We start from the raw sequence: 20,863 nt of genomic DNA on the forward strand, positions 1-20,863 counted from the left end.
GGAACTAAACCGTCCCGCTGCATGTGCGGACTCGGAAGGCTGAGTGGCTCGGACCTGGGTCATCAGGTCGAGGACAAGCGCGTCGTCGATCTTGCGGCCGATCAAGCGGCATGCGCCGGATTCCTTGGCGAGGAGCGCGTTGTTTCGCTCCGTGAGCAGGGAGGCGGCTATTTCGTTCGCGGGACGGATGGGCTAGCTTGCGTCTCTTTTCGGCTGAGGCGGATTTGATTTGCAGCGGGACATGGCCACAGGCGGCGTCTCTCAATCGGGCGACAAGAAGCGGCGGCCGCTGGTGATCGGCGTCGGCGCCTCCACCAGCCATACCGAAAGCCTTGCCCGGTTCCTGTCCAGAGCTGCGCTCGATCAGGACCTTGCCATTGTGCTCGTGCTGCGGCATCGCGAGGGTTTGGACGAAGAATGGCTGCGCCAGGTGCTGCAGCCGCTGGAGAACGTCCGCCTCCGGGCTCTCGAGGACGGCGCCGAGATCGAAGGGCAGGTGATCTATCTTTGTCCGCCCGACATGATCGCGACCTTGCACGACAACCGCGCGGTCCTGCGTCAAAGCCCGCAGGCGCCGGGCGAGCGTGCCACCATCGATAGCCTCCTGGTGTCGCTTGCCGAGGAGCGCGCGGAGCAGGCGATCGGCGTTATTCTGGCTGGCACCGGTGGTGACGGCACGCTCGGCGTCGCGGCGTTGAAGGATCATGGCGGGCTCGCCCTCGCCGAGCGCCCGGTCGGCGAGGAAGAGGAACCGCAGGACAGCAGCCGGGCCGCCGCGATCGCCGATTTCGTGCTGGCGGCCGAGGACATCCCGGATCACATCCAGGTCTACGCCCGTCACCTTCGCAGGCTGGAGGACCGCCAGGGCTTCGACGAGGTGCTCGCCGCAGCCGCCACCTCGCTCGACCGCATTGCCGACATCCTGCGCACCAAGACCGGCAACGACTTCCACGGCTACAAGCAGAATACCTTTCTGCGCCGCGTCCAACGCCGCATGCAGGTGGCGCAGATCGGCGATGTTTCCGCCTATGTCGATTTCCTGCGCAACGACAAGGACGAGGTCCAACACCTGTTCAACGACCTCCTGATCGGCGTGACCGAGTTCTTTCGCGACAGGCGGGAGTTCGAGGTGCTGGAGCAGGATGTCATTCCGCAGATCTTTGCCGGCAGGCAGCGCGGACATCCGATCCGCGTCTGGGTCCTGGGCTGCGCCACCGGCGAGGAGGCCTATTCGATCGCCATTCTGCTGCGTGAGCACGCCGCCAGGCTCGACGCGCCTCCCCCGCTGCAGATCTTCGCGACCGATATCGACGGAAAGGCGCTGGCGGCCGCGCGGGTCGGCCGCTACCGGACCGACATCGAAGCCAACATCTCGCCGGAACGGCTGGCGCGCTGGTTCGTGCGCGAGGGTGACACCTATTGCGTGGTCAAGGAGCTGCGCGAGATGTGCATCTTCTCCCAGCACAACGTCATCAAGGACGCTCCGTTTTCGAAGCTCGACCTGGTGTCGTGCCGCAATCTGCTGATCTATCTGAACGCGGAGTTGCAGAACCGCGTGATCCCGCTGTTCCACTTCTCGCTGCTGCCGGGCCGCTTTCTGTTCCTGGGAAATTCGGAGAACGTGACGCGGCATCCGAAGCTGTTTGCGCCGGTCGACCGTCGCGCGCGCATCTTCCGCAAGCTCGACGGCGGGTCGCGGCTCCCGCCGGAATTCCCGATCAGCACGGCCGCGGGACGCGCGACGGTCGACATGCCGGCGATCCGCCCCTTCAATGCCGATGTCGGGCTGGAGCGCAAGGCACAGCGCATCGCCGAGCGTTATGCGCCGGCCTATGTCATCACCGACAGCAACTTCCAGATCCTGCACTTCTCCGGCCGCACCGGCCGCTTCATCGAGCCGACCGCCGGCGTCGCGACCTTGGATCTGCTCGGCCTCGTTCATCGCGACCTGCGGCTCGAATTGCGGACGGCGCTCGGTCATGCCCGCGACTTCAATCAGATCGTGCATGCCGACCAGGTGATGCTTGGCGTCAACGGCCATACGATCGGCGTCGACATCACGGTCGAGCCAGTCGAGGATAGCGACAACGGTCACCGCAACTTTGTCGTGCTGTTCAAGGACGGCCCGCTGCGCCCGCCCGCCACGGCGCTGGCCAGCGGCAGCAGCGCGCTGGTGCGCAGCGAGCATGTCGAGCGGCTCGAGAGCGAGCTGCGGGCGACGCGCGAGCGGCTCCAGGCGACGATCGAGGAGCTGGAGAGCACCAACGAGGAGCTGAAATCCTCCAATGAGGAATATCAATCGCTGAACGAGGAGCTGCAATCCGCCAATGAGGAGCTGGAGACCTCGCGCGAGGAGCTGCAATCGGTCAACGAGGAGCTGACGACGGTCAATGGCGAGCTGGCCCATCGTGTCCAGGAGTTGACACGCGCGACCAGCGATCTGAAGAACTTTCTCGAGAGCACGCAGATCGCGACCGTATTCGTGGATAACGATCTGCGGGTGATGAATTTCACTCCCGCCATCACCCAGGTGCTGCATCTCGTCGAGACCGATGTCGGCCGGCCGATCGCGCATATCAAAGCAAGGATCCCGATCAAGGAGTTGTACGAGGACATCCGCCGGGTCCTCCGCACGCTCGCCAGCGCCGAGCGCGAGCTGATCGCGCCCGATAGTGGCACCCGGTTCATCGTGCGGATGCTGCCCTATCGAAGTGTGGATAATTTCATCGCCGGCGTGGTGATGACCTTCATCGACGTTACCGCGATCACCCGCGCCGAGGAGCGCCAGCGGCTGCTGCTCGCCGAACTGCAGCATCGCGTGCGCAACACGCTCGGCGTGGTCCGCTCGATCGCGCGGCGCTCGGCCCAGACCAGTTCGACCGTCGAAGAGTATGCCGCCCACCTCGATGGCCGGCTCGGCGCGCTGGCGCGCACCCAGGCGGCGGTGACGCGCGACCCCCAAGCGGGGGTGGATCTCGAATATCTCCTGGCCGACGAACTGATGGCCTACAAGGCGCGCGAGGGCGAGCAGGTGCGCATCTCCGGACCGTCGATGCGGCTGCAGCCCAAGGCCGCGGAGACCTTGTCGCTGGCGATCCACGAGCTGGCGACCAATGCGGTGAAATACGGCGCGCTGAGCCAGCCCACCGGGCGCATCGATATCAGCTGGCATATCGATGAGAGCGTGACTCCCAAGGAATTGGTGTTCGAATGGCGAGAGAGAGGAGGGCCTGAGGTGAAGCCGTCGAAACGAAAGGGATTTGGCAGCGAAATTCTGGAGCGCACCCTGGCGTTTGAGCTGAAGGGCAGGACGCAATTGTCGTTCAATCCGGCCGGCATGCAATTTCAAATCATCCTTCCGCTCAGCCGCAGTTTCGTCCAGGGCCCTGCGACCGGCCAGCGATGAGCGGGCGCAGCATCAGTACGCACACGGCGGATGTCGTGCTTCGCCGGCTGCTTGCGTTCCGCGCGGTCTCCGACGAGGCGGCCGCAATGCTCGAGCAGGCGGTCCGTGGTCACATCCTGGTCGCGCCGGCCGGACAGGAATTGGCCCGCGAAGGAGACGCCGCGCTCAGCGTCCTCATGATGCTGAGCGGCTGGGCCGCGCGCTATAAGATGCTGGAGGACGGCCGCCGACAGATCGTCAACCTTGCGCTGCCCGGCGACACCTGTGATGCGCAGGTCTATTTCGTGAAGCGGCTCGATCATTCGATCGCGGCGCTGACGCCGGTCAGCTACGCCGAACTCGACCGCGAGCGCTTCGAGAGCCTCATCGCGTGCGACCGCAGGCTGGCAGAAGCCTTCTGGTGCGAGACGCTCTCCAATGCCGCGATCCAGCGCGAATGGACGCTGAACCTCGGCCGCCGCGACGCCTATGAGCGTGTCGCGCACCTGCTGTGCGAGGTGATGACGCGGCTACGAACGGTCGGTCTGATCGACGGCGCCAGCTGCACCTTTCCGATCACGCAGACGGATCTCGCCGACGCCACCGGCCTGTCGGTCGTTCACGTCAATCGCACTCTGCAAGAGCTGCGCTCCGCCGGCCTCATCGTGCTGCGCGACCGGACGCTGACCGTGCCGGATTTCAAGGCGCTGATGGAGGCTGCGATGTTCGACCCCGAGTATCTGCATTACGGATCTCCGCATGACGCGTCGCCGGGTTGAATGAATTCAGCTTGGACGCACGGGAAGAATTCGTGTGTCCCGGCGCGCCGCGCCGCATTCCCGCGCCTCGATGCAGGCGGCTGCTGCGACGATCGAGGCGTTGGCCGCCACGAGCCGCAAGGCGGACCATGGGATGGAGAAGGTCCGCGTCAGCCTCGTCCCGAAGGACGGCACATCCATCACGACATGCTTCCAACGAGACATGCTTCCAACGAGATGACAGAGCGGCAGCCCGCCGTGAGCCGCCTCGCGCGCCGTCAGTTCCAATACATCGCGCGCGGGATGAACTCGCGGGCGACGATCATCGCGCTGTCCTCGCACAGTTCCAGCGCGAGCTTCTGCGCCAGCATGACGTCGCACGCCGGCAGGTCGCCCACCGGCACGAAACAGAACCCGCGGCGGACGCGTCCGCGCTCGTCGAGCAGGCAGACATTCATTGCCGAGCCCTTGTAGATCCTGTAGCGGCGGCCGCTATGCGAGCCGACCACGTCGAAATAGCCGCGGGAGCAAAACTGCTTCCATTGCGCCGGCGTCAACCATTGCTGCAGCAGGCGCCGGGAGCGGCCAGCCGGCGTGCGATGCGCCCGGTGCTGGCCGAACAGGGCATTCACCGCGCGCAGGCGCCGCAGAGCGCGCGTCTCCGATCGAAGAAGGCCGAACATGTCCGCCGCCGCTAGCCGCCCACCAGCCGGGGGATGAAGACGCATTCGTCCACACGCGGATCGAACGAGCGGATGACCTCCACGCGTCCGGGCGCGACCCGGGCCGCCGCCGTGAAGCCGCGCCCGGTGAGCTGCTGGAAGCGCCGCTCGGCTTCCGCCACCTGCGCCGCGCTGGCCGGGTCGAACGGGTAGCGGCTGTCGCCGGTTCGATCCATCACGATCTGGACTGCCATGACGAGCCTCCTGAGGGGGAATGAGTCCCCGCGTGGTCTGTGACCGCAACAGGCGCGGCCCGAAAGGGTTCCTGTCGCGGTCGCGTTGATCGGGGGGGCCGCGCTCGTCGGGCGGCTCAGGCTGAAGCGGCGCCTGCTGTCACCCGTGTGTCTCGCGTCGAGATGCCGCGTCACTCTGTCGAGGACCTCAACGCTTCGCCTTGCTTTCGTCACGCGACAGCTCGCACGTGCCGGCGGCCTTCAGAATGTCGCCCCGTTGCGACCATCGCGACGCACATTCGCTGTGGAGACGAGCGAGCGGGAAGCCACATTTCGTGCGCCACCTTAAAGAAATTCCAGCGGCGCTGCTGCCGAATTTATTTGCTCGGCGGGCACCGGTCAGCATGATGCCGGCTCTCGATTGTCTCGAGGGTGAGCGTTCTTGTCCGGCTTGTTAGCCGTCTTCGATCCGGAGCAAATAACCATCGTGACGCAGCCGCCGGCGCGGTGCTCAGCCTGATCATGTCTGAATTGGTCGGACTTCAACGGCGCGGCGCGCGCGGACGACCTGAAAATTCGGACGTCGCGATGTCAACGACGAGCGCAACGGTCGGGCGAGGGCGCCTCGGCGCGATGGTGAACCAGGGTGGGTCCATAGGTCATGCGGTTGTGGGTTCAGGTGCACACGTGGACTTCGCTGATCAGCATGATGTTCATGCTGATGTTGTGTCTGACCGGGCTGCCGCTGATCTTCCATGACGAGATCAACCATCTCCTCGAAGACGACATCCCTGCGCCGGCAATGCCGGCGGATACGCCGGTCTTGCCGCTCGACCGCCTGATCGCCTCTGCCAGGCAACTGCAGCCGAAGCAGCATGTGCTGTTCGTCAGCCTCAAGGCGGCCGAGCCGCTTGTCGTGGTCGCGATGTCGCCGACCGCGGTCCCGATGCCGGGACAGCTGCACCGGCTCACAGTCGATGCCCGCAGCGGCGCCATCCTCGGTGACGAGGCGCCGCACCAGGACGTCATGGACATGATCCTGCGCATCCACCGCGACATGTTCGCTGGATTGCCGGGCGAGCTCTTTCTGGGCCTGATGGGACTCGTCTTCGCAGCCTCGATCGTATCCGGCGTCGTGGTCTACTGGCCGTTCATGCGACGGCTGCAGTTCGGAACGGTGCGGGATCGCTCGCGACGTCTCAAATGGCTCGACCTGCACAATCTGCTCGGCATCGTCACGGTAAGCTGGACCCTTGCGGTCGGGGTGACCGGGACGATCAACACGCTCGCCGTGCCGCTGTCGGAACTCTGGCGCGCCCAGACGATGCCGGCCCTGCTCGGGCCCCATCAGGGCAAGCCGCTCGCCGAGGCAAAATCGGTTCAAGCCGCGGTCGATGCGGTCCGCACCGCCTATCCGGATCGCGTCGTCGCATCGGTGACGATGCCGACCGCGACGCGGTTCGGCAGTCCTCAGCACCTCATCGTCTGGACGAAGGGCACGACGCCTTTCACGGCGCGCATGTACACGCCTGTTCTGGTTGATGCCCAAGAAATTCACGACCAGGACAGCGCCAAGCTGATTGCGCCGGCCTTGGCCTGGTACCTGCGTGCGCTGCAGGTCTCGCGGCCGCTGCATTTCGGCGATTATGGCGGGCTGCCGCTGAAGATCATCTGGGCCTTGCTCGATATCATCACCATCATCGTACTCTGCAGCGGTCTTTATCTTTGGGTCGCAAAGCGCTGGGGCACCAGACGCAAGTCGTCGAGCGTTGCGGTCGCGGCGGCAGCGGTGTCGTCATGAGCTCACTCGCGGCGCCACCGTCGCGCTCCGCGCAACGGTCGACATGGCAAGTGTTTCGAGCGCCGCTGCTGACGGGGCTTGTCGCGGCGGCCGGACTTGCGTTCGGATTGTTTGGCGACGGTCTGTGGGACGGCCTGTGCTGGCTCGGCCTGTCCGTGCCCATTGTGCTGTCGCTGATCCACGGCATGCGCAGGACGCGCTGCGTCAGCTCCGCATCATCACTATCATCATCGTCATAGTACGTTCAGGCGGATCCGAGCGCGGGTCTGGGCAGGCGAGCCGCATGCAGTAACGCCGGTGCGATAGGCTGTCGCAGAGGCTCTTTGGATTCGCCACTGCTCGGTCCGTCATTGACGACGCAGCAGGCGCGGACTTTTGGCCGTAGCGAAATATCTAGATACACAAATCGATGGATAGTCACGAGCCGGCGGTCGATCCCAAGCGAATTTATAGCGGGATTTTGGACTTTCATAGCCGGCCTCATGCGAACTCATCGTCATGCGCCTCACGCGTGCCGCGTGATCGGGACACCAAGCCTTGAGGCGACAGCTGACGGCTACTCGAGATGATGGAAGCGTGCGCTTCTTTGGAGGCTTTCGAAGAATCCGTTGCATGCCAATTCCTGCTGGAACGACAAACTCTTGAATCATCCGTCGCGACAGAATTGCTGCTTGTTAGATGACTTCTACGTGCAAGGACGCCATCCCCGAATACCTGTGTGTTAGGAGCGCCGACGAACCAGGTTTGGAACTTGGAATGATCGGGGTATTGGAATGATTGTTTGCGTGAAGGATAGAGGCGTCGGGTCGTTGGGGCTCGTGAGCGCGTTGGCGCTGACGTTGAGCATCGGAGGTTTTCAGCCGGCCTTCGCTCAGATGAAGCTTCCCGACGTGACTGTCGATGCCCCCAAGCCGAAGACGCGGCAGGCGACCCAGAGGAGCCAGGCAGCCTCGACGCGCAACACGCAGCGACGCGTCGCCGCGCGCAATCTGCCACCCCGCGCTCCGGTGCCCTACGTGACGCCATCGACGGGGACGATCGGCGCGCCCCCGTCGCTCTATGCCGGTGGTCAGGTCGCGAGCGGGGGCGGGCTTGGACTGCTCGGCAATCGCGGGGTGATGGATACGCCCTTCAACCAGACGAGCTTCACCGCACAGCTGATCCAGAACCAGCAGGCTCGCACCATCCGCGACGTGCTGATCAACGATCCGTCGGTGCGGGCGGTGCAGGCCGCGGGGGGCGGAGCCGATGGGCTGTTCATCCGCGGCTTCTACTATGACAGCGGCGACTATGGCCTGAACGGCCTCGCCGGAATCGCGCCATATTACTCGACCGGCGCCAACTTCATCGAGCGCGTCGAGCTGCTGAAGGGGCCTGCCGCGCTGCTCAACGGCATGACGATCGGCGGCACCGGCGCGTCGAGCGGCGGCGCGGTGGGGGGCAGCGTCAACCTCGTCACCAAGCACGCGCCGCTCGAGGACATTACGCAACTGACGACCACCTATGCCTCGAAATCGCAGCTCGGCGAGCAGATCGACGTCAGCCGCCGCTATGGCGAGCACAAGGAATGGGGCGTACGGCTCAACAGCACCTATGCGAACGGCGACACGGCGTGGAACCGTCAGCACGACGAATTCGGCAACGCGCACCTCGCAGTCGATTACTACGGCGAGAACGTCCGGGTGGACGCCGATGTCGGGTATCAGGCCGACAAGCTGAACCCGCCGTTGCGCTTCCTCGGTGTCGGCCCCTCGGTCACCAGCATTCCGTCGCCGCCGTCGGCTGGCACCAATTTCCAGGTGCCATGGGCGTATTATGCGCCGACGGATTTCTTCTCGACTGTGAAAGGCGAGGTCGATCTCAACGACCGCATCACCGCCTATGCCGGCTTCGGCTATCACGACAGCAACATCAACTACCGCTATCCCTCGCCGACCCTCGCGACCAATGCCGGCCTGCTGTCGGGCACGCCTGGATCCGCGAGCGAAACCTACAAGACCTTCGCGGGCGAGGCCGGCCTGCGGATGACCGCCGACACCGGTCCGATCAACCACGCCATCAACGTCGGCTACTCCATCACCGACCGCACCTATACCCAGCTGCTGGTTGTCGGCAAGAGCGCGACCTGGAGCCTCTACACCGAGCCTACCAGTGTCGCGCTGCCGGGCTTTGCGACGCTTCAGGGCAATCAGACGGTCGGCGCGAATCTCTGGAGCATCGGAATCTCCGACACCATGTCGCTCCTGAACAAGCGGATCCAGCTGACCGTCGGTGTCCGCCGGCAGACCGCCGGCACGGAGGTGACGAATGATCTCGCGCCGGCGGCGAGCCGGCCGTTCGAGGATCAGTCGGTCTGGACCCCGGCCTATGCGCTCGTCGTCAAGCCGGTCGAGCGCGTCTCGCTCTATGCCAACTATATCGAAGGCCTGCAGACCCCTGCGGTCGTTGCAACGGGCTACACCAACAGCGGCCAGGTGTTTCCGCTCGGCCAGACCAAGCAGGCCGAGACCGGCATCAAGGTCGATTTCGGCCGTATCACGACCACGCTCAGCGCGTTCGACATCTCGCGCCCGAGCGTCATCACGACGGCGAGCTCGAGTGGAGCGCTGACGCAGGTCATGAACGGGCTTCAGCGCAATACCGGCGCCGAGTTCAACGTCTTCGGCGAGGTCACCCCGGCGTTCCGCCTGCTGGGCGGCATGGCCTACATTCACGGCGCGCAGGAGCAGACCGCAAGCGCGACCACCGACGGTAAGCGCGCGATCGGCGTGCCTGAGCTGACCGTGAATCTCGGTGCCGAATGGGATACGCCGTTCGTCCGGGATCTGACGCTCACAGGGCGTGTCGTCTACACCGGGGCGCAATACGTCAACGCCACGAATACGCTGTCTTTGCCGGATTGGACGCGGATCGATCTGGGCGCGCGCTACACGTTCAAATCACCTTGGAACGGCAAGCCGATCGTGGTGCGCGGCAGCGTCGAGAACGTCTTCAACACGGCGTATTGGGCGTCGGCCTATAGCGGCGTGATCACGCTGGGTGCGCCGCGCACCTATCTCGTCTCGACCACCTTCAATTTCTGACGGCGGGAGCCGGTGCATTGCGGGCCGGATCAGCGGCGTGCACGGTCGGTTTTGCAAGGCCGGCACGTCGACGGCCCGCAAGGCACGGCTGATTGCGGGAATGGGACATGGCTGAGCCGCATCTGCCCGAGCGGATCGTGACTTTATTGATATCCAGTGACTACGCGCGGCTGGTGGGAAGAACGCTGTCCGAGCAGCTCGATTATCTCGTCGACATAGCGTCGCTGCATACGCGCGACGAGTTGTTGCGGCGCCTGGGGCGCGACCGTCTTCTGCTGCGGCAAGTCGACAAGTGGCTCGGCTCTCACGGCCGGCGTCTGCGCCGTCCGGCCGAGAGCATCGACAGCACCATGTGCGGCTTGGAATTCCGCAAGCGGCGGATTCGGCGATCGCGGTTCGGCGCGCGCCGGCGCCGGCCAGCCAAGCCCGCGCCCGCGGACCCCGGCTGACGCCTTCCGATCGTCGCGGCCAGACGGGCCGTCCGGTTTTCCGGACGGCCCCTTCCGTCCGTTTCCGAAACTTCGGACAAGGCCTGCGCCGATCCCCGTCTGCAGCACGGGCATCGTCGAGAAAACCTAGCGAATTGAAGGCGGTGCGTCCGCGTCCGCGCGTGCGGGTCCCCTGGCACGATTGCTGCTTAGCGTGCCGCCAAACGAGCGCCAGCTCCAGAACAACGACGCGAGGGAACGTCCGGATGCCAATCCACAGCCATCCTTGACCTCTGAGCGGGCCCTTGCGGCGGCGCCGCGTCGCGCGCGCCTGACACGGACCGCGCGCTCGTGGACGTGTGACTTCGGCCCGGCTTGCAGGGAGAAGCGGACGTCACCGGCGAGACGAGATTGAGACGCTTGAGACCAGGGAGATCGAATTCAATGTCTGCAACCACACCAGCAGCCGCGGCCCCGAAGAAGCCGTTCTACCGCGTCCTCTATATCCAGGTTCTGGTCGCGATCGTGCTCGGCGTGATCGTCGGCTGGCTATGGCCCGAGATCGGCAAGAACGACTGGATCAAGGCGCTCGGCGACGGCTTCGTCAAGCTGATCAAGATGGTGATCGCGCCGGTCATTTTCTGTACCGTCGTCTCGGGCATCGCCCATGTCTCCGAGGTGAAGAAGGTCGGCCGAGTCGCCATCAAGGCGCTGATCTATTTCGAGATCGTCTCGACCTTCGCGCTTGCGCTCGGGCTGATCGTCGCGAATGTCATTCAGCCCGGTGCCGGCTTCCAGGGCCAGACCAACGCCGCCGCGGTTGCCAACTACGCCAAGCAGGCGAGCGAGATGAAGTCGGTCGACTTCGTGCTCCACATCATTCCGGACACTGTGGTCGGCGCGTTTGCGCAAGGCGAGATACTGCAGGTGCTGCTGTTCTCGATCCTTTTCGGCATCGCGCTGATGAGCCTCGGCGAGCGCGGCCACACCATGCGCGCCTTCGTCGACGACGCGGCGCATGCGATCTTCGGCGTCATCGCCATCGTCGTGAAGGCCGCCCCGATCGGCGCGTTCGGCGCGATGGCTTTCACCATCGGCCGCTATGGCCCGCAGGCGCTCGGCAACCTCGCCGGCCTGATCGCGACCTTCTATCTCACCGCGCTGGCCTTCGTCATCATCGTGCTCGGCATCATCGCCCGCATCGCCGGCTTCTCGATCTTCAAGTTCCTGACATACATCAAGGACGAACTGTTGATCGTGCTCGGCACCTCGTCGTCGGAGAGCGCGCTGCCGCAGATGATGGAGAAGCTCGAGCGGCTCGGCTGCTCCAAGCCGGTCGTCGGCCTGGTCGTACCGACCGGCTACTCGTTCAATCTCGACGGCACCAACATCTACATGACGCTGGCGACCTTGTTCATCGCCCAGGCGATGAACGTGCACCTCTCCTTCGGCGAGCAGATCACGATCCTGCTCGTGGCCATGCTGACCTCGAAGGGCGCCTCCGGCATCACCGGCGCGGGCTTCATTACCCTGGCCGGCACGCTCGCCGCTGTGCGGCCGGAGCTCGTTCCGGGCATGGCCATCGTGCTCGGCATCGACAAGTTCATGAGCGAGTGCCGCGCGCTGACCAATCTCTGCGGCAACGGCGTCGCCTGCGTGATCGTCGCCTGGTGGGAGGGCGAGCTCGACCGCGACAAGCTGCGCGCGGCGCTCGACCGCGACATCGATCCGTCGGATGTCGAGGTCGCCGTCACGACCGGCTGAAGCCGACGCCGCTCGCGCGCGGCGACGCCAGGCGGCGCGTCGCCAGCTCGCGGCGATCCCGAGCTGAACCGGCGGACGCGCCGGCGAGGCCCAATCGTGATGCGGTCAACATCAAATGATCTGCTAAGGTATCGCGGACGTGGCGCTGACGGCGTGATAGCGCCGGCGCCGCGGTCGCCCTTGGGGAGGTTGGTGATGGCCGTTGCGCAGTCAGGAGTCCCTCGCGTCGTGATCGTCGGCGGGGGCGCCGGCGGATTGGAGCTGGCGACGCGGCTCGGCGACAAATATGGCCGCAAGGGCAAGCTCGACGTCACCCTGGTCGAGCGCAACCGCACGCATGTGTGGAAGCCGAAGCTGCATGAGATCGCCGCCGGCAGCATGGACATCTCGGCGCACGAGGTCGACTATCTGGCGCAGGCCTATTGGCACGGCTTCCACTATCGTATCGGCGACATGATCGGGCTGGATCGCGACAAGCGCGAGGTGCTGGTCGCGCCCTATCTCGACGCCGAGGGGCGCGAGGTGACGCCGCAGCGCACCATTCCCTATGATGTGCTGGTCATCTCCATCGGCAGCCAGAACAATGATTTCGGCACGCCGGGAGTCGTCGACCACGCGATCAAGCTGGAGTCGCAGCGCGACGCCCGGCGCTTCCACGAGCGTATGATCAATGCCTGCATCCGCGCTCACTCGCAATCGACGCCGATCGCGCTGCATCAGCTGAAGGTCGCGATCATCGGCGCCGGCGCCACCGGGGTCGAGCTGGCGGCGGAGCTGCATCGCACGACGCGCGAGGTCGTGGCCTATGGGCTCGACCAGGTCGACGCCGAGAAGGACATCAAGATCACGCTGATCGAGGCCGCGCCCCGGGTGCTGCCGGCACTGCCCGAGCGGGTGTCGAGCGAGACCGGCAAGCTCCTGGAAAGGCTCGGCGTCGAGGTGCTGGTCGGCGCCAAGGTCGCTCAGGTCGCAGCCGATCACGTCAGCCTCGCCGATGGCCGCGTCATCCCGGCCGAACTGATCGTCTGGGCCGCCGGCGTCAAGGCGCCGGACTTCCTCAAGGACATCGCGGGGCTGGAGACCAACCGCATCAATCAGCTCGTGGTGAAGCAGACGCTGCAGACCACGCGCGACGAGCGCATCTTCGCGATAGGCGACTGCTCGGCCTGCGCGTGGGGCGAGCGCGGCAACGTGCCGCCGCGGGCGCAGGCGGCGCACCAGCAGGCGTCGCATCTCTACAAGCAGATCCCGCGCTTCATCCGGGGCGAGGCGCTCAGCGACTACCGCTACCACGATTTCGGCTCGCTGGTCTCGCTCGGCGAGTTCTCGACCGTCGGCTCGATGATGGGCGCGCTGGTCGGCGGCAACCTGGTGTTCGAGGGGCTGTTCGCGCGCATGATGTATCTGGCGCTGTACAAGATGCACGAATACGCGCTGCATGGCCTCGCCAAGGTCACGCTGGACACGCTGGCGCGCCTGATCACCCGCCGCACCGAGCCGCATGTGAAGCTGCATTGATCAATGCCCATGGTACCGCTCCGCGCAGCTGGAGGTTGAACTCTGCATAGCGGTACCGGCGGGGATTTTGCGGTCGCAAATTCTTTTGTAAGACCTTAGGCTTAGGGTGGACCTGCGGGCGCGATGGGCGCGGCCCGCTACGCCCCGGATTGACCTGGCACAGGCGATGACGGACCTCCCCTTCCGGACCGGCCTCGAGGGACATCCCGACGTTGCCGCGGTGGTTCAGGCGCGCGCGGGGTGGCTCGCGCGCGGCCTGCTGGCCATCGTGCTGGTCGGCGCGGCGGCCTGGCTCGGCTATGCCATCGCCTTCGCCCGGGGGCTCGACCAGCGCCATGCCTCGGCCCAGCAGCGGCTGGCGGTCGAAGCCGCGCAGCTCGACGGCTATCTCTCGCGCTTCGAATATCTGCCGTCGCTGCTCGAGACGTCGCCGGACGTCTTCAGGCTGCTCGGAACGCCCGATGATCGCGCGCTGCAGCAGAGCGTCAGCCTGTATTTGAAGTCGATCAATCTGCTGGCCGGTGCCGACAACCTCTATGTGCTGACCGTCGACGGCAACGCGATTGCCGCCGCCGATTTCGACCAGCCGGGCACGCCCGTGGGCAGCAATCTGTCGTACCGGCCCTATATGCGCCAGGCGCTTGCGACCGGCCGCGGCGCCTTCTTCGGCATCGGCATCACCAGCGCCCGCGCCGGCTATTATCTCTCCTACGCGGTCAAGCGCGAGGGACGCACGATCGGCGTCGCGGTGGTCAAGGTCAATCTCGATGCGTTCGAGCGCGAATGGCGCAGCCGCGGCGCCGACGTGCTGCTGGCCGACGCCCGCGGCGTCACCATTCTCTCCTCGCGCGACGAATGGCGCTTTCGCCCGCTGACGCCGCTCGCGGTCGATGCGCTGGAGGAGATCGCGACGTCGAAGCCGTATGGCAGCTCCAGCCTCTCTCCGCTCGGCTGGACCTTCATCGAACGCGCGGAGCGCGGCGGGCGGGTGACGACCGAGCGCGGTGCGGTCTACAGCATCGACGAGCGGCCGCTTCACGAGCGGCAATGGCAGCTGATGCTGCTCGACGACGAGGCGCCGATCCGGCGCACGGCCTCCATCATCGGCACGCTCTCGGGCCTCGCCTGCATCGTGGCGCTGCTGCTGTTCGGGCTGCTGGCGCAGCGGCGCAACGAAATCCGGCAACGGCTGGCGAGCCAGGCCGCGCTGCAGGCCGCCAATGACAGGCTGGAGATGCGGGTGCAGGAGCGCACCGCGGAATTGCGCGCCGCGCAGGATGAGCTCGTGCATGCCGGCAAGCTCGCCGTGCTCGGCCAGATGTCGGCCGGCCTGGTGCACGAGATCAATCAGCCCCTGGCGGCGCTGCAGACCGCGTCCGACAATGCCGTGCAGTTTGTCGACCGCGGCATGGTCAGCGAGGCCCGCGGCAATCTCCTCCGTATCGGTGAGCTGGTGCGCCGCCTGGCGCGCCTCACCGGGCAGCTGCGCGTGTTCGCCTACAAATCGAACGCGCCGCTCGACGTGGTCTCGATCGAGCAGGCGGTGTCGGAGACGCTCACGATTCTCGGCGCGCGGGTCAAGGATGGGGGCGTCGAGATGAGCATCGATCTGGCGCCGGATCTGTATGTCCGCGCCGATCAGATCCGGCTCGAGCAATTGCTCTGCAACATCGTCGCCAACGCGCTCGATGCCGTCGAGGGAGCCGCGCGCCGGTCCGTCTCGATCCGCGCCGAGCGCGACGAGGGGGAGTGCCGGATCGCCATCGTCAACAGCGGTCCGGCCATTGCCGCCGATGTGCTGCAGCGCATGTTCGAGCCGTTCGTGACGACCAAGCCGGCCGGCAAGGGCCTTGGCCTCGGCCTGGTCATCGCCAATCATATCGCGCGCTCGTTCGGCGGCGAGCTGCGGGCCCGCAATCTCGAGCCCATCGGGGCCGAGTTCGTCGTGCTGCTGCCGCTTGCCGCGTGAGAAGGTCCGCTCATGAGTTCTGAACAGCCGATCGGCGTGATCTATGTCGAGGACGACGAGGACGTGCGCATCGGCGCCGTGCAGGCGCTGCAGCTCGCCGGCTTCGCGGTGACGCCGTTCGCCTCAGTCGAAGCGGCGAGCGCGGTCGTGCGTGCCGACATGCCGTTCGTGGTTGTGTCCGACGTGCAGCTGCGCGGCAAGAGCGGCACGGCATGGCTCTCCGAGTTGCACCGGCTCGACCCGGACCTGCCGGTGATCCTGGTCACCGGCCATGGCGACATCTCGATGGCCGTGGAGGCGATGCGCCACGGCGCCTATGACTTCATCGAGAAGCCGTGCTCGTCCGAGCAGCTGGTGTCCGTCGTGCGCCGCGCGCTCGACAAGCGCAGGCTGACGCTGGAGGTGCGCACCCTCCGCTCGGCGCTCGCCGACCGCCAAGGCATCGAGGCCAGCCTGCTCGGGCGCTCGCCGCAGATCCAGGAGGTGCGTCGCATCGTCGCCAATCTCGCCTCGACCAATGTCGACGTCACGATCTATGGCGAGACCGGCACCGGCAAGGACGTCGTCGCGCGCTGCCTGCATGCGCATAGTGCCCGGCGCGGCGGCAACTACGTCGCGGTGAATTGCGGCGGCCTGCCGGAATCCTTGGTCGAGAGCGAATTGTTCGGCCATGAGGCCGGCGCCTTCACCGGCGCCACCAAGCAGCGCATCGGCAAGATCGAATACGCCCATGGCGGCACGCTGTTCCTCGACGAGATCGAGAGCATGCCGCTCAGCGTCCAGGTCAAGCTGCTGCGCGCGCTGCAGGACCGCGCGATCGAGCGCGTCGGCTCCAACAAGCCGGTCGCGGTGGAGTGCCGCGTCGTCGCCGCCAGCAAGGCCAATCTCTATGAGCTCAGCGAGAGCAGGCAGTTCCGCGCCGATCTCTACTACCGCCTCGGCGTCGCCTTCATCGAGCTGCCGCCCCTGCGCGAGCGGCGCGAGGACATTCCGATCCTGTTCGAGCATTTCACGCTCGACGCCGCCAAGCGCTTCGAGCGCGACGCGCCAATCGTCGACGATGCGACGATGTCGTTGCTGCTCGGCTATGCCTGGCCCGGCAACGTCCGCGAGCTGCGCAACGTCGCCGACCGCTTCGTGCTCGGCGTGCTCGACCGGAGGGTGCTGAGCCGGTCCGCTTCCCCATCCTCTGAGCTGTCGCTGCCGCGGCAATTGGAGAACGTCGAACGCTCGATCATCGAGGACGCGCTGCGCCGCAAGCTCGGCGACGTGCCGGCGACGGCGGCCATGCTCGGCGTGCCGAAGCAGACCTTGTACGACAAGATCAAGCGGCTCGCGATCGACGTCGATGGCATCCGCGAGCGCCACTGACGCGGCTCCCCGGCGTGACGGCGAGGAACGAACGCTGCGGCAGCGCCGTTGACGGCCCATGACAGGCAGAGACACCCGCGACCTGCGCTCCGGCGCCTACGATCCCGTCAGCAAGGACGGCTTGCCGCAGCCGCAGCAGGTCAAGGACGCAACGACGCCCCGACAGCGCGAGCAGTGGGGCGCCGATGTGCGCGCCGAGCCTTTGCCCGGCACCGAGCCGGTGCTGCCCGAAGGCCTCACGCGCGAGCGGCGTGATCCGCTCAATCGCAACACCGGCCGCCGCGACACCAAATAGCGTCGCGACGGCCATGCGGCTCACTTCGCCGCGATCACCATGATCTCGACCGTGTATTGCGGCGCCGCGAGGCCGGCCTCGACGGTGGCGCGGGCAGGCGTGTTGCCGGCCGACACCCAGCCGTCCCACACCGCGTTCATCTCGCCGAAAGTCTTGATGTCGGTGAGGTAGATCGTCGCGGACAACAGCTTGGTCTTGTCGGTGCCGGCCTTCGCCAGGTGACCATCGATGATGGAGAGGATCTCCTCGGTCTGCTTGGTCACGCTTTCGCCGGCGGTCTTCTGCGCGACGACGCCTGCGAGATAGACGGTATTGCCGTGAACGACGACCTGGCTCATGCGCGGGCCGACTTCGAAACGCTGGATGGACATCGAGAGAAACTCCTCAGAGGGTCAATTCGGGGCCTTTCCCTAGCGCGTGCGACGCGGCAGCGCCAGTCGGCTGAAGCAGGGGCGGCGGGGACGGCGAATGAGCCTCTCTTAAGCGACCTGGCCAATGCTCTGGTCAGGAATGTGCCCTTCATCGTCTTTCGAGACGCCCGCCGTTGGCGGGCTCCTCAAGACGAGGCCGGAATTCCTGACGGGCAATCCATTCCCTCATGGTGAGGAGCGCCGCTCGCGGCGCGTCTCGAACCATGAGGCCTCGACGCACGACCTTGCGTTGCCGGCGTATCCATCGCACACGGACAGCGACATTTGCGGTTTGAAGCTGTCTCGCCGCGCTGCACAGGGGCTTGCCCATGTGGCAGGCAAGCACGGAGCGTTTTCCGCGCTTGCACCGATATTTGAGACATGAAACATTCCGGGCGAGGTTCCTTTTAAACCATTTCGGAGGGGCGTGATGCGGAAACGGTTGATGCTGGCGGCGCTGTCGGCGGTCGCATTGGCGACGAGTGCAGGAGCGAGCTTTGCGCAGCAGACAATCCGCGTCGGCTGGACCATTCCGGCGGAAGAATCCAAGTACTGGATGATGAAGCGGCCGACCGAGTTTCCGGATCTCGGCAAGACCTACAATATCGAGTGGACGCAGTTCCAGGGCACGGCACCGATGACCCAGGCGCTCGCCGCCGGCGCGCTCGACTGCGCGACCCAGGCGCCGCTGTCGCTGTCGAACGGCGTCGTTGGCGGCGGCCTCAAGGCCTACATCGTCGCCCAGCACGTCTATGAGAAGCCGGGTGGGTTCTCGGTGTACTGGGCGGTGAAGGACGATTCGCCGATCAAGACGATCGCCGATCTCAAGGGCAAGACCGTTGGCATCTCCGTCATCGGCGGCGGCACGCAGGGGCCGTTCAACCTGCTGCTCAAGCAGGCCGGGCTGGATCCCGCCAAGGACATCAAGCTGGTCGAGGTCGGCTTCGCGACCGCCGAGGATGCGCTGCGCCAGGGCCGCGTCGACGCCGTCAACATGAACCAGCCGTTCGCCGCGCGCGCCGAGGCGAAGGGCGGCACCCGCAAGCTGTTCCAGCTCTCCGAGGCGATGCCGAACATCGTCCACATCCTCGAGGCGTGTCGCGCCGATTTCGTCGACAAGAATCCGGATCTCGTGAAGGCCTATGTCCGCGACATCACCACCGGCATGAAGAAGGCGCTCGCCAACCGCGAGGAGACCTTGAAGGTCGTGTCCGAAGTGATGAAGGTGCCGGTGCCTGTCATCGAGACCTATCTGCTCAAGGACAATGATTTCGGCCGCGATCCCGTCGCCGCGCCGAATTTCCCCGCGATCCAGAAGATGCTCGACATCTACGCCGAGACCGGCATGCTGCCGAAGCTCGACGTCGCCCAGTTCAAGCACCCCACCATCGTCGCGCCGATCCAGTAGGCGTCGCGACGCGGAGCTCGCATCGATGAGGAAGCTGCGTTCGCGCGTGACGGTGGAGGGGCTCGACCGCGCCCCGCACCGCGCCTTCATGCGCGCGATGGGCCTCGATGACGCCGACATCGCCAAGCCGATGATCGGAATCGTCAGTCAGAGGGGCGAGCAGACGCCCTGCAACATGACGCACGACTTCCAGGTCGATGCCGCCAAGACCGGCATCTCCGAGTCCGGCGGCACGCCGCGCGAATTCGCCACCGTCTCCGTCTCCGACGGCATCAGCATGAACCATGAGGGAATGAAGTTCTCTCTGTTCTCCCGCGAGCTGATCGCCGATTCGATCGAGGCCGTGGTGCACGGCCTAGCCTATGACGCGCTGATCGGCTTCGGCGGCTGCGACAAGACCTTGCCCGGCGTGATGATGGGTATGGTCCGCTGCAACGTGCCGTCGATCTTCATCTATGGCGGCAGCGCGCTGCCCGGCAAGTACCAGGGCAAGACGCTCACGGTGCTCGACTCCTACGAAGCGGTCGGCAGCTACATGACCGGCGAGATCGATGCCGCCACGCTCGAAGGCATCGAGCGCTCGTGCCTGCCGACGATCGGCGCCTGCGCCGGCCAGTTCACCGCGAACACCATGGGCATGCTGTCTGAGGCGATGGGCCTGTCGATGCCCAACGTCTCGATGATCCCCGGCGTCTATGCCGAGCGCGCCCATGTCGCGCGCGCAGCCGGGCGCCTGATCATGCAGATGCTCGCCAACGATGGCCCGCGGCCGCGCGACATCGTCACCCGCAAATCCCTGGAGAACGGCGCGGCGATCGTCGCCGCCACCGGCGGCTCGACCAACGCGGCCCTGCATCTGCCTGCGATCGCGAACGAGGCCGGCATCCGCTTCACGCTCGACGATGTCGGCGAGGTGTTTTCGCGCACGCCGCTGATCGGCAATCTCAGGCCCGGCGGCAAGTATACGGCGAAGGACGTGTATGACATCGGCGGCGCGGCCGTCGTGATCCGCGCGCTGATCGACAGCGGCCACATCGACGGCTCCTGCATCACGGTGACCGGCCGTACGCTCGCCGAGGCCTGCGGCGCGGCCAATGCGCCGGATGGCGAGGTCGTGTTCACGCCGGCCAGGCCGATGATGGCCGACGGCGGCGTCGCCGTGCTCAAGGGCAATCTCGCGCCGGATGGTGCGGTCATCAAGGTCGCCGGTCTCAAGAGCCTGGTGTTCGAGGGCCGCGCGCGCGTGTTTGAAGATGAAGAAGCCTGCGTCGCCGCCGTCCGCGCCCGCAACTACCAGGCGGGCGAGGTGCTGATCATCCGTAACGAGGGGCCGGTCGGCGGCCCCGGCATGCGCGAGATGCTCGGCGTCACCGCGCTGATCTATGGCCAGGGCATGGGCGAGAAGGTCGCGCTGATCACCGACGGCCGCTTCTCCGGTGCCACCCGCGGTTTATGCATCGGCTACGTCTCGCCGGAAGCCTTCGTCGGCGGCCCGCTGGCGCTGGTGCGTGATGGCGATCCCATTCGCATCGATGCGAAAGCGCGCACGCTCGACGTGCTGCTCGACGAGGGCGAGCTCGCCGCGCGTCGCAGCGCGTGGACGCAGCGGCCGCCGCGGCATCGCGCGGGAGCGCTGGCGAAATACGCGAAACTGGTGGGGCAGGCGCCGCTCGGCGCGGTCACGCATGAGGGACCGGCGGAATGGCCCTGGTTCGATCAGGAGCAGGAATGAACCGCGACGCGCGACGATTGGCAGGGTTTTTGCTAATCTTGCGACC

The 20,863-nt window shown here is 65.9% G+C and carries 15 protein-coding genes; 12 read left to right on the forward strand and 3 right to left on the reverse strand.

All coding sequences use genetic code 11. From position 1 onward, the window contains the following. Nucleotides 1-241 precede the first annotated feature (241 nt). Both BRADO_RS10740 and BRADO_RS10745 read left to right on the forward strand, forming a co-directional pair. Nucleotides 242-3,406, forward strand: coding sequence for a CheR family methyltransferase (locus BRADO_RS10740; protein ID WP_041756350.1), 3,165 nt, complete (start codon nt 242-244; stop codon nt 3,404-3,406). After that, nucleotides 3,403-4,164, forward strand: a complete 762-nt coding sequence (locus BRADO_RS10745; RefSeq protein ID WP_041756351.1) for a Crp/Fnr family transcriptional regulator — start codon at nt 3,403-3,405, stop codon at nt 4,162-4,164. The genes BRADO_RS10740 and BRADO_RS10745 overlap by 4 nt, the downstream gene beginning before the upstream one ends. A 257-nt stretch (nt 4,165-4,421) precedes the next feature. On the opposite strand, the gene BRADO_RS10750 is transcribed toward BRADO_RS10745, so the two are convergent. Both BRADO_RS10750 and BRADO_RS10755 read right to left on the reverse strand, forming a co-directional pair. After that, nucleotides 4,422-4,826, reverse strand: a complete 405-nt coding sequence (locus BRADO_RS10750) for a hypothetical protein (RefSeq protein ID WP_050780989.1) — start codon at nt 4,824-4,826, stop codon at nt 4,422-4,424. 11 nt (nt 4,827-4,837) lie between these two features. After that, nucleotides 4,838-5,059, reverse strand: a complete 222-nt coding sequence (locus tag BRADO_RS10755; RefSeq protein ID WP_041756352.1) for a hypothetical protein — start codon at nt 5,057-5,059, stop codon at nt 4,838-4,840. A gap of 640 nt (nt 5,060-5,699) precedes the next feature. Between BRADO_RS10755 and BRADO_RS10760 the strand changes: the two genes are divergently transcribed. The 8 genes from BRADO_RS10760 to BRADO_RS10795 all read left to right on the forward strand — a co-directional run bounded on the left by BRADO_RS10760 (nt 5,700) and on the right by BRADO_RS10795 (nt 17,267). Continuing rightward, nucleotides 5,700-6,839 (forward strand): PepSY domain-containing protein, encoded by a 1,140-nt coding sequence (locus BRADO_RS10760; protein WP_011925348.1) that lies wholly within the window; start codon nt 5,700-5,702, stop codon nt 6,837-6,839. A 773-nt stretch (nt 6,840-7,612) separates the two neighbouring features. Then, on the forward strand, nt 7,613-9,922 hold the full coding sequence (locus BRADO_RS10765; protein WP_011925350.1) for a TonB-dependent siderophore receptor: 2,310 nt from the start codon (nt 7,613-7,615) through the stop codon (nt 9,920-9,922). Between the two features lie 107 nt (nt 9,923-10,029). Next, nucleotides 10,030-10,371 carry a hypothetical protein gene (locus tag BRADO_RS10770; protein WP_244423016.1) on the forward strand — a complete coding sequence of 114 codons (342 nt, stop codon included), beginning with the start codon at nt 10,030-10,032 and terminating at the stop codon, nt 10,369-10,371. Nucleotides 10,372-10,794: 423 nt separating this feature from the next. Beyond that, nucleotides 10,795-12,114, forward strand: a complete 1,320-nt coding sequence (locus tag BRADO_RS10775) for a dicarboxylate/amino acid:cation symporter (RefSeq protein ID WP_011925352.1) — start codon at nt 10,795-10,797, stop codon at nt 12,112-12,114. 195 nt (nt 12,115-12,309) lie between these two features. After that, entirely contained in the window at nt 12,310-13,632 is a 1,323-nt protein-coding gene (locus BRADO_RS10780; RefSeq protein ID WP_041756353.1) for an NAD(P)/FAD-dependent oxidoreductase, read from the forward strand. 166 nt (nt 13,633-13,798) lie between these two features. After that, entirely contained in the window at nt 13,799-15,601 is a 1,803-nt protein-coding gene (locus tag BRADO_RS10785; protein WP_050780990.1) for an ATP-binding protein, read from the forward strand. Between the two features lie 12 nt (nt 15,602-15,613). Further along, nucleotides 15,614-16,972: a sigma-54 dependent transcriptional regulator gene (locus BRADO_RS10790; protein WP_011925355.1), complete on the forward strand. Its 1,359-nt coding sequence runs from the start codon at nt 15,614-15,616 to the stop codon at nt 16,970-16,972. Nucleotides 16,973-17,030: 58 nt separating this feature from the next. Beyond that, nucleotides 17,031-17,267, forward strand: coding sequence for a hypothetical protein (locus BRADO_RS10795; RefSeq protein ID WP_011925356.1), 237 nt, complete (start codon nt 17,031-17,033; stop codon nt 17,265-17,267). A gap of 20 nt (nt 17,268-17,287) precedes the next feature. Here BRADO_RS10795 and BRADO_RS10800 read toward each other — a convergent pair whose 3' ends face one another. Then, nucleotides 17,288-17,638, reverse strand: coding sequence for a RidA family protein (locus BRADO_RS10800; protein WP_008965519.1), 351 nt, complete (start codon nt 17,636-17,638; stop codon nt 17,288-17,290). 469 nt (nt 17,639-18,107) lie between these two features. Here BRADO_RS10800 and BRADO_RS10805 point away from each other — a divergent pair, with 469 nt between their 5' ends. Then, on the forward strand, nt 18,108-19,085 hold the full coding sequence (locus BRADO_RS10805; protein ID WP_041756354.1) for an ABC transporter substrate-binding protein: 978 nt from the start codon (nt 18,108-18,110) through the stop codon (nt 19,083-19,085). A 25-nt stretch (nt 19,086-19,110) separates the two neighbouring features. After that, nucleotides 19,111-20,817 (forward strand): dihydroxy-acid dehydratase, encoded by a 1,707-nt coding sequence (ilvD, locus tag BRADO_RS10810; protein WP_011925358.1) that lies wholly within the window; start codon nt 19,111-19,113, stop codon nt 20,815-20,817. Nucleotides 20,818-20,863: the final 46 nt, after the last annotated feature.

Origin of the sequence: Bradyrhizobium sp. ORS 278 (genome assembly GCF_000026145.1) — a bacterium.
Taxonomy (GTDB): Bacteria; Pseudomonadota; Alphaproteobacteria; order Rhizobiales; family Xanthobacteraceae; genus Bradyrhizobium.

Bases quoted from the DNA above. Each gene is read 5' to 3' on its own strand.
- BRADO_RS10800 (WP_008965519.1), bottom strand. From the start codon at position 17,638: ATGTCCATCCAGCGTTTCGAAGTCGGCCCGCGCATGAGCCAGGTCGTC.
- BRADO_RS10785 (WP_050780990.1), top strand. From the start codon at position 13,799: ATGACGGACCTCCCCTTCCGGACCGGCCTCGAGGGACATCCCGACGTT.
- BRADO_RS10780 (WP_041756353.1), top strand. From the start codon at position 12,310: ATGGCCGTTGCGCAGTCAGGAGTCCCTCGCGTCGTGATCGTCGGCGGG.
- BRADO_RS10760 (WP_011925348.1), top strand. From the start codon at position 5,700: ATGCGGTTGTGGGTTCAGGTGCACACGTGGACTTCGCTGATCAGCATG.
- BRADO_RS10745 (WP_041756351.1), top strand. From the start codon at position 3,403: ATGAGCGGGCGCAGCATCAGTACGCACACGGCGGATGTCGTGCTTCGC.
- BRADO_RS10770 (WP_244423016.1), top strand. From the start codon at position 10,030: ATGGCTGAGCCGCATCTGCCCGAGCGGATCGTGACTTTATTGATATCC.
- BRADO_RS10790 (WP_011925355.1), top strand. From the start codon at position 15,614: ATGAGTTCTGAACAGCCGATCGGCGTGATCTATGTCGAGGACGACGAG.
- BRADO_RS10795 (WP_011925356.1), top strand. From the start codon at position 17,031: ATGACAGGCAGAGACACCCGCGACCTGCGCTCCGGCGCCTACGATCCC.
- BRADO_RS10765 (WP_011925350.1), top strand. From the start codon at position 7,613: ATGATTGTTTGCGTGAAGGATAGAGGCGTCGGGTCGTTGGGGCTCGTG.
- BRADO_RS10805 (WP_041756354.1), top strand. From the start codon at position 18,108: ATGCGGAAACGGTTGATGCTGGCGGCGCTGTCGGCGGTCGCATTGGCG.
- ilvD (WP_011925358.1), top strand. From the start codon at position 19,111: ATGAGGAAGCTGCGTTCGCGCGTGACGGTGGAGGGGCTCGACCGCGCC.
- BRADO_RS10755 (WP_041756352.1), bottom strand. From the start codon at position 5,059: ATGGCAGTCCAGATCGTGATGGATCGAACCGGCGACAGCCGCTACCCG.
- BRADO_RS10740 (WP_041756350.1), top strand. From the start codon at position 242: ATGGCCACAGGCGGCGTCTCTCAATCGGGCGACAAGAAGCGGCGGCCG.
- BRADO_RS10750 (WP_050780989.1), bottom strand. From the start codon at position 4,826: ATGTTCGGCCTTCTTCGATCGGAGACGCGCGCTCTGCGGCGCCTGCGC.
- BRADO_RS10775 (WP_011925352.1), top strand. From the start codon at position 10,795: ATGTCTGCAACCACACCAGCAGCCGCGGCCCCGAAGAAGCCGTTCTAC.